Below are 14,108 nucleotides of genomic sequence, written 5' to 3'. Positions count from 1 at the left end.
ACCAGTCGTATGGGTTGATGCTGTGGGCTTTGCACGTTTCAATCAGGCTATAGATAATCGCGCCCGCTTTGGCGCCAGCAACACTGTTAGCAAAGAGCCAGTTTTTCCGTCCAACCGCGAAGGGTTTGATTGCACGCTCCATACGATTGTTACTGATTTCTAAGCGGCCATCTTCGAGATACGTTAACAACTTCGGCCATTGGTTCAGTGTATACGTTATCGCCTGACCCAGCTTGCTTTGTGAAGAGACTTTGTCGTGATGATCATCCAGTTTTAGTTTGATTTTTTTGATCGTGGGTAAAGCTTTTTCTATGCGATACCGCTTGGCTGCCTCAGCTTTCAACTGTTCAGCCTGAATCGCTTTTTCGACTTTGGCAAGATGCTGAATTTCCTTAATGATGTATTTGGCTAAACCCGGTTTCTTGCTGACCTTCTCAGCCTCCACAAATTTGCGGCGAGCATGGTACCAACAACCCACTAAGGTAATTTCTTCCGGATCTTTCTTTTTCACAGCGTCGTAAGCTTGATAGCCATCACAATGGAGATAGCCCCTGTAGCCTTCAAAGAAGTCGATCGCTTTTTGATGCTCACGGCTCGGGTGATAATGATACACCACACTGAATCGACCGGGTGGCCCGCCACCAAAGCACCATAGATAGGATTGGCTTTGCGCCGGTTTATCGGGTTCTTTTAATACTTGAAGTGTGCTTTCATCCGCATAGGCAATATCATAATTCAGAATGTCATCTTCAAGCAGATTCACCAAGGGTTGTAGTAATTCGCTGCAACGTATGACCCAAAGACTCAAGGTGGCGCGCGGTATATCCACCCCAATGCCTTGGAACATCATCTCCTGACGATACAGCGGCAAATGGTACTGATACTTCTGCGTTAGTACATGCGAAAGCAATCCAGGCGCCGCGATGCTTTTCGGAATCGGTTGCTTGGGCTTATCCGCCATTTTAATCGTTTCTTCACAACCTTTACACGCATATTTTTTCTGAACATGCACTAAAACCTGCATCTTGGCCGGAATGATCTCAAGCTGTTCTGTGCGCGTATCACCGATGCAGGTCAATTGACAGCCACAAGTACATTGCTTATCGCCGTCGGCCAAATCATAAATGATTTCAACACGAGGCAAGTCTTCCGGTAAAGGCTTGCGCCCGCGCTTCTTGCGCTGATGTTCAGGTACCGTAATGCTTTCATCGGCAGCTTCAATTTCAGGTGTGTTTTGTGGTAATTCAGCTTCATCAAACAAGCGACCTTGCGGCTGTTCATCGATATAACGCTCTGAGCTCGCGCCGAACTTGCCGTGCTTTAATAAGTAAATTTGTTCGTAGAGTAGATCAATGAGTGTTTGTTTTTTTGTAACTCAATGTGTTTTAAATCGATTTGACTTTGTAAATTCTCACTCAGCGTGACGATAATTTTTGTTAATTCTTCAGGCGTTTTATGCTGTAATTCGCTGATCTCTAACATGAAAACAGTATACCAGGATCAATAATAATGTGTGTAATTTAATTCATTAAATTGCTGCATTAATTGAAATTCTAAACCGGCTAATAGCCATTGTAATTGTTGCGCAGTCACTTCCAATCGCCCAGCTTGATTTCGCTCAATACGAAATCGACCTTTATCCAATCGCTTGTAATGAAGCGCAAAACCGTTGCGATCCCAGTAGACCAATTTCAGTTTATCTCTCGCTTTATTATAAAATACAAACACGTCGCCCGATTGCGGCGATTGTTCTAACTCATCAACAACAAGCGCCACCAACCCATCAATCGATTTGCGCATATCAATGGGTGTTAAGGATAAATGAACCTTGATGGATTCAGAAAAGCTTAACATGTTGAAACCCCCAACAACTGAAGCACATCGCTTACCAAGCCTAACTGGGCTGATGCACTGATCGATAGCTGAATACCGTTGGGTAGATGAATTCGAATGTTAGACGAAGCATGTTGGGGTGCTGGAACCGTCAGCGTTTCGAACCGTGATTTAGCCCTGTCTGAATTCTGGCTTAATTGTGTGCGCCAGTAATAAAACGACGCATAGTTTAAACCATGTCGCTCACAATACGTGGTCTGACTTTCACTGCTCGACACCCAGGCTTCATAGTGTGCTCGCCAGTCCTCGCGGCTTAACTTTTTGCTGGATTGCTTTGACCGTTCGCCCATCGGCTCATCTCCTCATCGTTTATCGATGAAGACAGTGTTAAGCGTTTTTGATGGCTTTGAAAGGTGGGGATAAATTACCGCTTACTTCTATGAGTGACACTTTTGGACCGCTTTTGGAGTTGGACCCACTTATCAGTTGAGTCCGCCTTTTTCCCCCAAACAAAAAGACTGATAATTTCAGTTATCAGTCTTTTCCGTATCTGGTAAGTGGTGGATTCAAGTCATAACTGCAACTACGCCCATTTAATATTACACTACCTTATATAACAAAAATTACCGTGGGTATAACGTACATGGACATGACCACACGTGCGACACGGGTGATTTCTCAATAACCAGCTGCATCAATTTGTATAGTTCGCTTATTATAGTCGGTTGTGTACGATGAAAAAAAGAAATCCTTCTCGTTTTTTTCTCTCGCTTTAATAAACTTACAATTTCCTTATATTTTTTATCAACAAACTCAAAAAACTGCGCCTTGTCCTTCAAATGCATTCGTTGAAAGTAAGGTCCAAATTCTTTGTAATACTGCCTTAGCTCACCTAGCACTTTGACAAAAGGTTTTTCTGCAAAGGTATTTTTAAAAAAAAGATCGAACAACTCATGGATGGTTATTAATTCCGGTATAATATTCAGGTACAAGTAATCCGTCGGTTTCCATGGTTTTTCTGGTAATTCACTTGTATTATATTCCGGCCAATCTGGTGCTGTTATCTTTTCTTTAATATTCGAAATACTAAGACGTATGAAAACGTTAACTTCCTCACTGTTTAAACGGATAACCTCCTTTTTTATCGGTAAATAAAAAAATTCTTCCTGTGCAACCTCTTTAAATGTACGACATGTTCTCATGAATCCAGCTAATTCTGCGCGATCAAAATGTTGCAAAATTAACGACCATGCATCATAAGGAATATCAAGAGCTGTAGTTTTTGCTTTAGGAGTATCGGGCGCTATGGTTGCTGCTTTTGGCATGTCGCCATCAAGTTCCTGCAATTCAATCCAACTTCCCGAGGATATATCATCATAAGGATTTTTTGCTTGTCTAAACTTTTTGTGCTGCTTTGCCATCACTCACTCCAAATATCACTTTTGATTAATAACTGCCCTATTTTAATATTTGGCAAATTGTTAGCATATTGACTATAATCTTTACCATATTAACTATTTGTTATAATGCTTATGAATGAACTTGCCTGTATTGAAGCTTTTGTGACGATTGTGGATTGCGGCTCTCAGCTAGAAGCGGCGAAACGGCTACATCAAACCGGTGCTGCGATTAATAAAAAACTCGCCAAGCTAGAAGAAAAACTAGGGGTTTTATTGCTGGAGCGTGATAACAAAACCTCTAAGCTCACCCCTATTGGTGAGCGTTATTACCATGCTTACAAAGAACTCCTTGAGAAACTCGATGAAACCCATCAAATTGCAAAGCTTGATAAAGCAAAACCCAAAGGCCGTTTGATGATCAGCGTTAACCGCGCCATTGCCAATGGTTGGATTGTTCCCCATATCGAAAATTTTCTAAAGCGCTATCCGGATATCAATTTAGTTTTTGATATCGCTGAAAAATCTTCTGACTACGTTCCTGGAAAACAGGATATCTTAATTGCCCCTGATTTTATTCAGCATGAAAACCTGGTGAGAAAGAACTGCTTTATCACGCGCGATATTTTATGTGCTTCACCACAATATTTAAAGCAACAGGGTGAACCTGAAAAATTAAGCGACTTACACCAGTTGCATTACATTGGCTTGTGTGCTCGCGCACCTTTAAACACAATTCAATTAAGTGATAATAAATCACTTGAAATTAACCAACCCTATATTCGCGTCAATGACGACCAAACAGCCATTGAATTAGCACTTAAACACTTGGGTTTTATTTTTATTAAAGAATACGAAGTTATTCACGAACTTCAATCAGGCAAGCTAGTAGAAATCTTACCGAGGCTGAATAAAAATAAAACGTATATCGCCATGTATTATCATTACCAACAGTATATTGACCCCAAAATACGTGTGTTCGTTGATTACTTTTCAGAAAGGCTCACTAGAACCTAGTAATAGCACTAAAAATCGAGCCGCATAAATACATCTGAAGAAAGCCCACCATCAACATTAATAACACTACCACTCATATAGCTTGAAGCCTCAGAAGCTTTAAATCGGCAAATTGTCCTGCTCGTTTCTCAGGCATTCGATTTAAGTAACAAGCAGCCTTTGGGTTAGTGTGGTTTTTTTGGCTGCATTTTTTGGAAAATCGAGATTATCTTTATCATAGGCGAGCAATAACTGCCAAGTTTTGCTTAAAATTAGCTGGATGGTTTCTCGATCAGCCACCGCTTTAAGCGCTTACAGTTGACACCAAAATCATAATAACCATAAACACTTCTGCTATAGAAATAAACAGTGGTTTTCTTCTGTCCAAGCGATACAAATTGGATATCAATAATATCAGGGAAATGAAACACGGCTGAGCGTTGTTCGAAGCGATAATGATGCTGGTGTTTGTCGACAGATAAACGTTTTATTCTGGGTTGTTTAGAAATGTATGCTAGCCACTGTTTTTCGACATCATGGATATTACGATCGTAAACCGGTGGTTGGATAATACGGTCGCCCGGCTTTTGCTTTGCGCTATAAACCAAGCAAAAATTCGGTGAGTTGGGTGGCGCGATAGTGTTAAACTGTATCATTCGATTCCCCTATTCATTGATTGATTTAAACGACAATAATAGCCCCAATAATCACAAGATACGTGTAGAAGATAGTTTGCATACGCCGCACCGGCACTTCTTTGACAAGCCTTAAACCCAGTGGTGGGAAAATTAGCATAGTGATTGAAATAAAGATAAAGGCTGGCAAATAAATATAACCCAGCGAGGCAGGAATGCTGTGCGTGACAGACAGGCCCGACGTGGCATAGCCTATGCTACCAATAATAGCGTATGGCACGGCCAGCACCAAATTGCTGCCAACCACGGATTTATGATCGGCATAGCGAGACAAAAAAGGAATCATGATGATGCCTAGGGCAACACCCGCCATGCCGCTTAAACAAGCACTCACGAAACTGACGGTGAAAATCAGAGCGGGCTGCAAAGGCTTTGTTTCAATGTGTTTGTGACGGTGTTGAAAAAGCTTGATGAGCTTATACACCCCCATAATAAAAATGTATAAGCCGATGTACCACTTAAGCAAACCTGTGGGTAAATAGTGTGCAGTAAAAGGTGCCACGATACCGCCAAGGATAACGCCAGGCAGGCAAAGCTTAAGTAAGGTGTTGTCATGGTGCCCGGCTTTCAAATAACTGGCTGCACCTGAGATCGCCCCAATAATGAGTGTTGCAAGACAGGTGCCAACGGCCATTTTAAGCGCAAGATTGGCTGGAAAAATCAGCGGAAAAATCAGCGATAAAGCGGGTAAAATGATCAAGCTGCTGCCGCTACCCAGTGCGCCAATAATGATGCCGCCCAAGCAACCGACGACTAGATAGATAAGGTCAGTCCACCACATGTTAATTTTTGACTCCAGTTAGCGACGTGAATAGTCTTCTGCTTTTCATGCATACGGTTTATGCTGCGATCATACCACTTCATCGTTGATGTGGTAAGATTCATGCCTGAAAATAACCTGGCGTGGTCTGTGATGAAGATTTGGGTTGATGGTGATGCCTGCCCTAAGGCGATAAAAACAATACTGTTTAATGCGGCAAAGCGCACAAAAACGCTGCTTTGTATTGTGTCGAATCATTATTTTGACATACCCCCCTCGCCGTTTATCACACGAAAAATTGTCGAGTCTGGCTTTGATGTCGTGGATCATTACATCGTTGAGCACATTGAAGAAAAGGATTTGCTGATCACGGCCGACATTCCATTGGCTGATGCGGCCCTCACCAAAAATGCGGCGGCACTCAATCCACGCGGTAAATTTTACTTGGCTGAAAACATTAAGCAAATTTTAGCCACGCGCAACATCAACGAAGTGTTGCGTGACAGCGGCATGATACGCGGTGGTGGTTCGCAGATGAGCGCCAAGGACATTCAAGAATTTTCTAATCACCTGGACCGCTACTTGGCGCAGAATCGCTAGCTTTATTTGACAGTGGGCGCCCAAGCTCCCTTTTTGACATAGCTGGCTTCGTCCGCACCAGGCCATGGTGGCAAAGTAACACAAATAAATACCAGATCAGCATTATCACTGCGGTATTGAAAATCGCAACCCAAAGGGATGTCTATGCTCACGCCTGGTGTGAGCGTGGTGATCTGTTCTTCATTGTTCTCTCTGCGCCAAATCGCGCCTGAGCCGGATAACACATACCAAAACTCACTTACAGTATGGTGCCTAACGGCTCTGGAAACCGTATTGGCTTTCAGCGTGCAGTGTGCCATTCCACCCTGCTCATTGTTCATCAGTAGTCGAACTTCGGCGCCTGCCGGGGATGTGTGTTGATAGGTTTCTGGTGTGCTTTGCGTTTGCATGTTTTATACCTGTTCGGTGTCGTTCACGTGTTGATGTTGCTCTGGCGTAAAGGCGGGGTTGCAAGCAATATGCAGCGTGTAATGCCCTTCCCAGTAAAAAAGCTCGCCCGGGTTGATGAGGATCACATCACCTTGATTGAGCTCAATGCGCTGGTTCTCAACAAAAACCAACCCACTGCCCTCGCCAATATAGACAATTTCCTTCACCTCGCGGTTCACAGCAAAGCCAGTTTCAGGGTATCGGCCATCCACACGAACGATAGCGAAATCTAGGTCTTGATCGTTGGTGGGGTATTCAGACACCACGCAGTTGTCTGCGTTGTTTCGCTTGATGATGTCAGTTTTTTTACAAAATTTCATAGGCTACCTATTAAAGCTCGAAGTTTGGAATGGTGACGCCGTAGCGCTTAAATAAGGCCAAAAATCTTTCTTTCGCGAGTGCTTCGCTGTCATTGCCATTAAGAATTTCAGCCACGCCTTTTAGGTAATCGGCCAAAGAATTTTTTCCGCTTGCCACAACCCACATGATGCAGTCTTTGTCACCGTGTTGTTGAAAGCCGTGCGGCGTGCCGCGATGCACGGGAATAAAGTCTCCGGCTTTGGCGATGCGCTTTTCGCCATTGATTGTGAAACATGCCTGGCCATCAATGATAAAAAAGAACTCCTCTTCTTCTGCGTGAATATGCGCGGGCACGGGCTCTGAACCTTTGGGCAAAGTGTAGTGAAAGCATTCTGCCTGACTGGGCGTTTGTGATTTCTGTAGTAACACGTCAATTGTCTGGCCGTGAAATTCGATGCGTGGTGTTGAGTTCATGAGGTTTGCTCCCAGGGGGGTGAAGAATGTTATTGTGTTCTAAAGGGCTGCTCTTGTCGACCACTGCATTTTTGGCTTGACAAAAATTGCTCAATCTGTAAAGTGCGACCACATGCGCGCATGGCTTCGTTCGTGGTCACAATCACAGGGCAAGGCGCAGGCTCAGCGTGTTCTTATCATGTATATCAAGATGAAAATGGTGATGAGCGTGTTGATGCTCAAGCTTTGCCGGTTGCCTCTTCAACCATCCAGTGCAAGGTTGATAACGGCAATATCGACGTAACGCCTGCCTCTTAGTTAATCGCTAGGCATTTTAAAAAAGTGGCGCTAAAACCATGGGGTTAGCGCCACTTTTTTTTCCCTTGCTTAAGCGCATTCGACGAGTAGACTATGGTTATTCGTTATGTGGTGTCATTGTCCAAGGGGGAAATTATGAAAGCCATTCGAATCCACGCTGTCGGTATCGTGCTTTTTTTTTCACTAAGTGTCTTGGCCGTTGCCAAGCAGGCCTTCAATGGCGAAGCCTCCCTGCTTATTAATAATCAAACTAACACCACCCTGTACACTGACACTTGGTTGCTTTCGGGCGCCGATGCCAGGATGGAAGCATCGCCCAGTACCGTCGCTTCCAAGGCTTCGCCTGCGAATATAAAGGCTGGCAATCTCGTGCCTTGTGATCCCGATTCGATGGATCCGATTCCTGTCTTTGGGTTGTCAGTCGGTACCAACTCAGAGCCCTCAGACATTGACTGTATTTATGATGTGTTGCTAGAGCCTAGTCTATTTCAATGTGTTTATCTCACCAAGGTTAATTTGATCTGGCAATTTCCGAATGCTGAAATGAATTGCCCTGAACAACCAGACGATAATGGCGTGATGACGTTCGGCGACTAGCGTGTCAACCTATCTCTTAATTCACGGTGGGACCTGCTGAGCTACCGCATAGAGCGCGCCTTTGGTCTTCTTTCGCGCTCTTGCCAGTCTTTATACGCGCTTAATATCCGTGTATTATCTTCTACTGTTTTAATACGCCATATTTTCTTTCCTTCAAATTCAACCATATTGGCAAAATGAATATTTTCAATGGCGATTGTGTCAAACATTCGTATGGTATCCTTTGCAAAGACAATCAATCGTGATGTGTCTTCGATGATTAAATCATACTCTCGTGTTAAGACCTCAATCTTGAAGGGTTTGATTTTTTGTGCGACACGGATAATTTCATCATGCCCTTGAAACAGGCCAATCCAGGGCAAGCCCTCTTTAGTTTGACTTCCGGCATTAAAGTCCCAAACGATGTTTTCGCTGCTGAGCGCTTTTAGGCGCTCTGTATCACCGGCTTCTGCTGCGACAAAAAAGTCGACATAAGCCTTAAGTTGCCAAGAGTGATGGGAATTTGATGTGTTCTTCATGACCTGTGCCTCGTTTTTGTTTTACAGGGTACATTTTACGATAACTAAAGGGCGAGTATATTGATATAAAGCAAGTCAGTGTTAACTATTCGTTAATACTAATTATTAAGGCTGCTGAACAAAAAGGTACTGTTGCATGCCTAATCATTTTCGGTATCATGCCCTTAAGTGAAAACAAAGAGCAAATAGTGCCATGACAGCAATATTCAAAGATGAAAAAGCGTTATTAGCCCTGGCCGAGCAGTCTGCGCAAGCCTACCAAACGGCAGCGCCTTTCTCTCATGCGGTGTTTGATAACTTTTTGAACGAGCTCGCTGTGCAGGCCGCGGTCGATGCCTTTCCCAAGCCCGAAGAGCTGGATTTTTACCGCTATGACAATCCTCTGGAGAAAAAGCTCGCCTTTGATCAGGTGGGTCTTTTGCCCTCGCCCATCTCGAGTATTTTGTACGCGCTGAACTCGCCGGTGTTTTTATGTTTTTTGGAAAAACTCACGGGCATTGATGGCATTATTCCCGATCCGTATTACCGTGGCGGCGGTATTCATCAAATCAAGCCCGGCGGTAAGCTCGATGTGCACATCGACTTTAACCACTACAAAAAGCTTAAGCTTGAACGGCGATTGAATGTTTTACTGTATTTAAACCAGAGTTGGGAAGAAGAGTACGGTGGTTATTTTGAGCTGTGGTCTGGCAAGCGTGAAAATGGTCGCCATGTGTTAAACCAGTGCGAAAAGAAGATTTTACCGCTGTTCAACCGCTTGGCGGTGTTCACGACTTCTGAGCATTCCTATCACGGTCACCCAGAGCCCTTAAATTGCCCTGAAGGCATGACCCGTAAATCTATCGCCACCTATTACTACACCGTAGGCCGCCCGGAAGACGAAATCGCCGATGCACACTCCACCACCTTCATCGCCCGCCCGCATGAAGTGGGCGATGAGACGCTTGATGCTTTGCGTGAAAAACGCAACCAATCTCGCTTAACGAGCAATGTGAAGAAAGATTGGTTGGCTTAAACTCAGGCTTGCGTTTTGGCGGGATACATGCCTTAACTTTATGGGGAAAAATTTATATGCGTTTGTCCTGTGGGGTTATCCGGGCATTGCTTGATGCCGCACTCCATCAAGGTCGAGACGATATTCACGCCGATGAACCCGAGCACAATCAGCATAAGAACATAGCTTACAATCTTATTGCGCTTAAGCCCAGTCACGGGGAAATATTGCCGATCGATGGAGAGCATGATGGTGGTGAACACAATAATCACCATGGATAGAATAAACGACCAAGTGTACATGTGATAACCCAAAAACGGGCTACCGTAGGCGCCACTGCCCGGCAATACATGCAACGCAATCTGGCGCAGTGCAACAAAGGCGGTGTACAGCGCGCTTAAAATCACCAGGGCATAATGACTCGGCCTTAGACCAAAACGTAAATTTAACATAAACCCAAAGGCCATCATCACAAAGCCCACACGTTGCAATAAACACAAGGGACATGGTAGCTCGCCAAAGGCAAACTGAAACACAAAGGCGGCCAGCAAAACCACAATAATGCCACAAAGTTCTAAGGCATTGAGCGTGCGCTCGATGAGTTTGATCGTGGTTGTGCTCATACCCCCCCCTCCTCACAAATGGATTTCAATGCTGGCGCTCATGTGATGCATAAACCACAAGCAAGCCAAGATAAAGGTGATGATAAAACACGCGATGGCAACGCGACGCAGCCCAAAGGCGGCGAGCAGAACACATACAGCGAGTAACGTGAATAAAAGTGCCATCATGGCGAAGTGTCCTTGGTTAACGTTTAGGCTAGCTTAGCAAAGCTCTTGCGGGTTTTCATGTTATTTTTAGCATTGAACCCTTGTGACTATGTTATCTCTGCCACAAGCGCTTCCTGCGCTTTGCTGTTGATTTGCGTAGAAGCTAGCGTGGTGTTTATGTAAAGGGTGCTTTTTGGGCGCAAAACGGTTTTCAATATCAATCGTATCTCGGCTCACGAACAGTAAAGCATTGCGAACGGCTTTTTCGACATCGTAGACAAAGTCAGGCATTGTACTGCCCTCAACACCTATTTTCATTGGATCAAAGAAGTATTGTTTATAGGCAGCCTTAATGGCCTTCGTAATTTCTTTTTCGCTGCGGGTCCCTGCCGGGCCTTTCGACAATACACAGGGAACTTTAGCTGGAGTCAATATTTTTCTTAATTCAGCGATAAAATCCTGAAGCTTTGTTTTAGCTGTTTCACGTGCACGATTTGTTGATGCACGAGGCGCTTTTCCAAGATGGTTGGCTTTCGCTTCAAGTTGTGTGGCCAAGTTTAAAAAATAGTCCTTGAATAATGTCATTTCACGATTTGTTTGTTCTTCCTGTGCGATTTCATAATAAGTGGTATTGCTTTTAATGAGGTTTAAATTTTCATCAATCTCGCCGATTAGCTCTCTAATGTTGGGACATGGGCTGTGAGGCTTTAGGGAGGCTTTCACGAGGTTCAAATTGAAGACATTAACTTCTTCCACTACGTCTTGGATGATATCGACTTTGCTACGTATTGTACGTAATTTTAATTCGGTAAAAAGATTGCGAATTTTTTTGCGCAAATGTGGAGGGTAATGGTTTATATTCCCTATGACTCGGTCTGAAAACTCTACAAGCGTTCTACGAGCGAAAGCACAGTCTGATTTTTGTCTTAGTGTACCATACACGGGTTCTGGCTTAACAGTGAGTGTCGTACGATCAAAAGGCGCAGCACCAAGCACACTTAATGCGCCATTAACTTTTTCTAGAATAGCATTGGCGGATTTTGGAATTGAAGGATCGCGAGAAACGGCATCAATAAAGGTTGTCTTAAAAGACTCGCGCAACTCGCTGACGATCTGTTGTCTTGTCACGCTTTCAGCTGCGCCATAATGCTCCGTCTCAAGCGTATCTACGATCAAATCATAAAGTGCTTTACTATGGTGTTCTCGTAGGTTCGCAATGAATACCTCAAGCGCTGATGAAACCGTACCTTCTGTAGTCGCAGTGAGCTGCTCTAATGTTGACATTAAATTTTGAAGATATGACAGAAATAGCCCTTTTTCTTCTGCTGCATACGCTTGAGGGCTTGGTTTTTGTTCATGATTTTCGATGGTTCCTGGACGCGGGCTGGCTGCTTGAGCCACCGGAGGTGAAGCGCCTTCCATAGGCCGCTCTATCGCTTCCTTACAGTTAAAATCAAACTCGCAAAATTCAATCAGTGTTGTATGGTTAGCACTAAAGGGTTGTTGAGCACCGCTTGGCATACCTAAGCGATTGAACTCAGCTGCGAGCAGATTCATCTTTTTGCGGAATATGCTTAATTTTCTATGGTAGTCGCTACGGTGGGGAAGTTTTTTGAATAGCTCATCGAGCTTTTCCACAACAATGCTGATATCAGCAGCGTCTGGATTCGCGGTGCTGGTTAACGTGCTCCACTTTAGTGCATTGATCTGTGATTGAAGGTTTTGCGCTAATGTTTCAGGCATGGTCTCACAAAGCTCAAGCACTTTGCCAAGAACGACTCTCGCGATATCTGTTTTTGTCAGTCTTTGTAAGTTACAAAGGCGAGAAAGCCTCTCGCCTGCTGCTTCGCGAATTTGCTGCTCAAATTTATACGCGATACCTGGGATAAAGCGGCCGTGCCGACTCAACGGGGTGAGAAACTTATCTTCGTAAATGATAGCAACCTCAAACAAAATCTCGTCAGCACTACGCAGCTCATATTGCGTTAAGGCTTCCACTTCTTCTTCGCTTGAAATCTGCTTATCTGCAAACAACAAGGTTTTCAGTTTTGCTGCAAAAGCATTTATGACGTCCTGGCTTTCACCAGCGGGTACCTGTGATGTTTCAGATTCACGAATTAATCTAAAAAGGTTGAGCTTCAGTTGTTTTAGCTTTTCTTGCTCGTGTTGAGTTAGCGATGTTTCTTGCTCAGTCGGCAATCGTAATTGGCCTACGCTCTGGTAAAGATCAATCGTGTTGTTACTCAAAAAGAGTACCGCTTCACGGATTTCAGCTTCAAATTCTCGCTCAATAGTCAGTAAATTTTCTGGGCGTTTTGCCTCGCTGGCAGGCGTGAAAAAATATTGTTCATAGGCAGATTTCATGCAAGCTATGATAGCTTGTGGGATTTTTAAGCCGGAATCATCAAGTATGCGGTTTAACTCAGATAGGGTTTGATTAATTCTTCCCAATCGCTTGTGCTGAGTTGGGATGTAGCGTGCTTGTTGTTCTTCGAACCTTGCAATGAGCGGGCGAAAATAAGCTTGAAATAATTGGTGCTCTTGGCTTAAATCTTGACGTTTATTATGGATTGGCGTGTCGTCTGAGCTGAGTCTCACGGGTTGATGTGGTGTGGCCGCTGGACATGCAAGCGGTGATAAAGGATCGGGCTGCCTTGCAGGAGGCGCCTCTTGTTCGGCTGTGAATTCAAAGCCTAAGCGGCAAAACTCTGTGAGGGTACGGTTTGCACCTGTGAAAATGTCGGGCGATTGCGCCTCAGAGGTTACGCTGAATGTTGAATACGGCGTTGAAGCTCCCGGGGTTCGACCCGGCGTGTAACAGGGGCGGCAGCTTACACTTTCCGGTTGTTGAGTTGGTGCTTTGAATTCTTTTATAAGCGCATCGCCCTGCTCTTTTAAGTTTTCTAACGCAGCAATCCAAGTTTGAATATGAGCTCCATACTGTTTTAGCGCCGTGATACAATTCGCCAGTCTTGTTGTGTGCTTATCTAGGTTAATCGTTTTAGGGTCGAAGGTGCTGGGTAAGGTGCCCCACTTGAGATCATTGAAGTGTTTTTTGATCGCTTCTTTTAAGTCTGCCGCAAGATCAAGCTCGTCAATAGCCCTTATCGCTGCATCGCAAAGTTCAACCGTTTTGGTGTTGATAAGACGTGCGATATCGATGCTTGTATATACAAAGATCTCAGAGTTGAAATTGCCGGGAGTATAAGGATCGCCAGGAGTGTTCGCTTGCGCAGATTGTTGACTAGGTGTTGATAGTGCTGCTGCTTGAGCGGCAAGAAATTCAGCCGTCATCACGCTCGGGCTTTCTTTGGGAGGTTGTAGTGTCGCCACACCGGGGCGTTGTCCACTAGGTGTTGTTGGGTTAAATGATAAACCACGGCGTACTTCTCGGCCACGCATAACTTTCCCCTTTTTTCCCCTGTATTGAGCATGGCGTAGAAAGATT

16 protein-coding genes are annotated in these 14,108 nt (G+C 44.4%); 4 read left to right on the top strand and 12 right to left on the bottom strand.

Annotated features, from left to right (window positions below; all coding sequences use genetic code 11):
- The 4 genes from COV52_10400 to COV52_10385 form a co-directional block, all read right to left on the bottom strand.
- A partial coding sequence (locus COV52_10400) for a transposase (GenBank protein PIR10106.1) occupies window positions 1-1,354 on the bottom strand: 1,354 nt, incomplete at its 3' end.
- Window positions 1,355-1,500: 146 nt separating this feature from the next.
- Window positions 1,501-1,854, bottom strand: coding sequence for an IS66 family insertion sequence hypothetical protein (locus COV52_10395; protein ID PIR10105.1), 354 nt, complete (start codon window positions 1,852-1,854; stop codon window positions 1,501-1,503).
- A complete protein-coding gene (locus tag COV52_10390; protein PIR10104.1) occupies window positions 1,848-2,183 on the bottom strand; it encodes a hypothetical protein in 336 nt (111 codons plus the stop codon). The genes COV52_10395 and COV52_10390 overlap by 7 nt, the downstream gene beginning before the upstream one ends.
- A 273-nt stretch (window positions 2,184-2,456) precedes the next feature.
- Complete coding sequence (locus tag COV52_10385; protein ID PIR10103.1) at window positions 2,457-3,254, bottom strand: hypothetical protein; 798 nt, start codon at window positions 3,252-3,254, stop codon at window positions 2,457-2,459.
- Between the two features lie 105 nt (window positions 3,255-3,359).
- On the opposite strand from COV52_10385, the gene COV52_10380 reads away from it, so the two are divergent.
- Window positions 3,360-4,247, top strand: coding sequence for a hypothetical protein (locus COV52_10380; protein ID PIR10102.1), 888 nt, complete (start codon window positions 3,360-3,362; stop codon window positions 4,245-4,247).
- Window positions 4,248-4,498: 251 nt separating this feature from the next.
- On the opposite strand, the gene COV52_10375 is transcribed toward COV52_10380, so the two are convergent.
- Window positions 4,499-4,882: a hypothetical protein gene (locus COV52_10375; protein PIR10101.1), complete on the bottom strand. Its 384-nt coding sequence runs from the start codon at window positions 4,880-4,882 to the stop codon at window positions 4,499-4,501.
- A gap of 25 nt (window positions 4,883-4,907) precedes the next feature.
- A complete protein-coding gene (locus COV52_10370; protein PIR10100.1) occupies window positions 4,908-5,702 on the bottom strand; it encodes a hypothetical protein in 795 nt (264 codons plus the stop codon).
- A gap of 132 nt (window positions 5,703-5,834) precedes the next feature.
- Here COV52_10370 and COV52_10365 point away from each other — a divergent pair, with 132 nt between their 5' ends.
- Complete coding sequence (locus tag COV52_10365; protein ID PIR10113.1) at window positions 5,835-6,281, top strand: DUF188 domain-containing protein; 447 nt, start codon at window positions 5,835-5,837, stop codon at window positions 6,279-6,281.
- 2 nt (window positions 6,282-6,283) lie between these two features.
- Here COV52_10365 and COV52_10360 read toward each other — a convergent pair whose 3' ends face one another.
- The 3 genes from COV52_10360 to COV52_10350 are packed head-to-tail and all read right to left on the bottom strand — an operon-like array spanning window position 6,284 to window position 7,484.
- Complete coding sequence (locus COV52_10360) at window positions 6,284-6,670, bottom strand: cupin (protein ID PIR10099.1); 387 nt, start codon at window positions 6,668-6,670, stop codon at window positions 6,284-6,286.
- 3 nt (window positions 6,671-6,673) lie between these two features.
- Window positions 6,674-7,030: a hypothetical protein gene (locus COV52_10355; GenBank protein PIR10098.1), complete on the bottom strand. Its 357-nt coding sequence runs from the start codon at window positions 7,028-7,030 to the stop codon at window positions 6,674-6,676.
- A gap of 10 nt (window positions 7,031-7,040) precedes the next feature.
- The gene (locus COV52_10350; GenBank protein ID PIR10097.1) at window positions 7,041-7,484 is read right to left on the bottom strand and encodes a hypothetical protein; all 444 of its coding nucleotides are present in this window, start codon (window positions 7,482-7,484) and stop codon (window positions 7,041-7,043) included.
- Between the two features lie 432 nt (window positions 7,485-7,916).
- On the opposite strand from COV52_10350, the gene COV52_10345 reads away from it, so the two are divergent.
- Window positions 7,917-8,378: a hypothetical protein gene (locus tag COV52_10345; GenBank protein PIR10096.1), complete on the top strand. Its 462-nt coding sequence runs from the start codon at window positions 7,917-7,919 to the stop codon at window positions 8,376-8,378.
- Between the two features lie 41 nt (window positions 8,379-8,419).
- Here the strand turns inward: COV52_10345 and COV52_10340 are convergent, their stop codons facing one another.
- Window positions 8,420-8,896 (bottom strand): hypothetical protein, encoded by a 477-nt coding sequence (locus tag COV52_10340; GenBank protein ID PIR10095.1) that lies wholly within the window; start codon window positions 8,894-8,896, stop codon window positions 8,420-8,422.
- A gap of 193 nt (window positions 8,897-9,089) precedes the next feature.
- Between COV52_10340 and COV52_10335 the strand changes: the two genes are divergently transcribed.
- Complete coding sequence (locus COV52_10335; protein ID PIR10094.1) at window positions 9,090-9,911, top strand: proline hydroxylase; 822 nt, start codon at window positions 9,090-9,092, stop codon at window positions 9,909-9,911.
- Between the two features lie 38 nt (window positions 9,912-9,949).
- On the opposite strand, the gene COV52_10330 is transcribed toward COV52_10335, so the two are convergent.
- Entirely contained in the window at window positions 9,950-10,513 is a 564-nt protein-coding gene (locus COV52_10330; protein PIR10093.1) for a disulfide bond formation protein B, read from the bottom strand.
- 234 nt (window positions 10,514-10,747) lie between these two features.
- Window positions 10,748-14,062 carry a hypothetical protein gene (locus tag COV52_10325; GenBank protein ID PIR10092.1) on the bottom strand — a complete coding sequence of 1,105 codons (3,315 nt, stop codon included), beginning with the start codon at window positions 14,060-14,062 and terminating at the stop codon, window positions 10,748-10,750.
- Window positions 14,063-14,108 lie beyond the last annotated feature (46 nt).

The sequence above is a fragment of the Gammaproteobacteria bacterium CG11_big_fil_rev_8_21_14_0_20_46_22 genome (assembly GCA_002796245.1).
Classification (GTDB): domain Bacteria; phylum Pseudomonadota; class Gammaproteobacteria; order UBA12402; family UBA12402; genus 1-14-0-20-46-22.
Note: the sequence above shows the minus strand (reverse complement) of the source record. Positions and strands in the feature narration are given on the sequence as shown.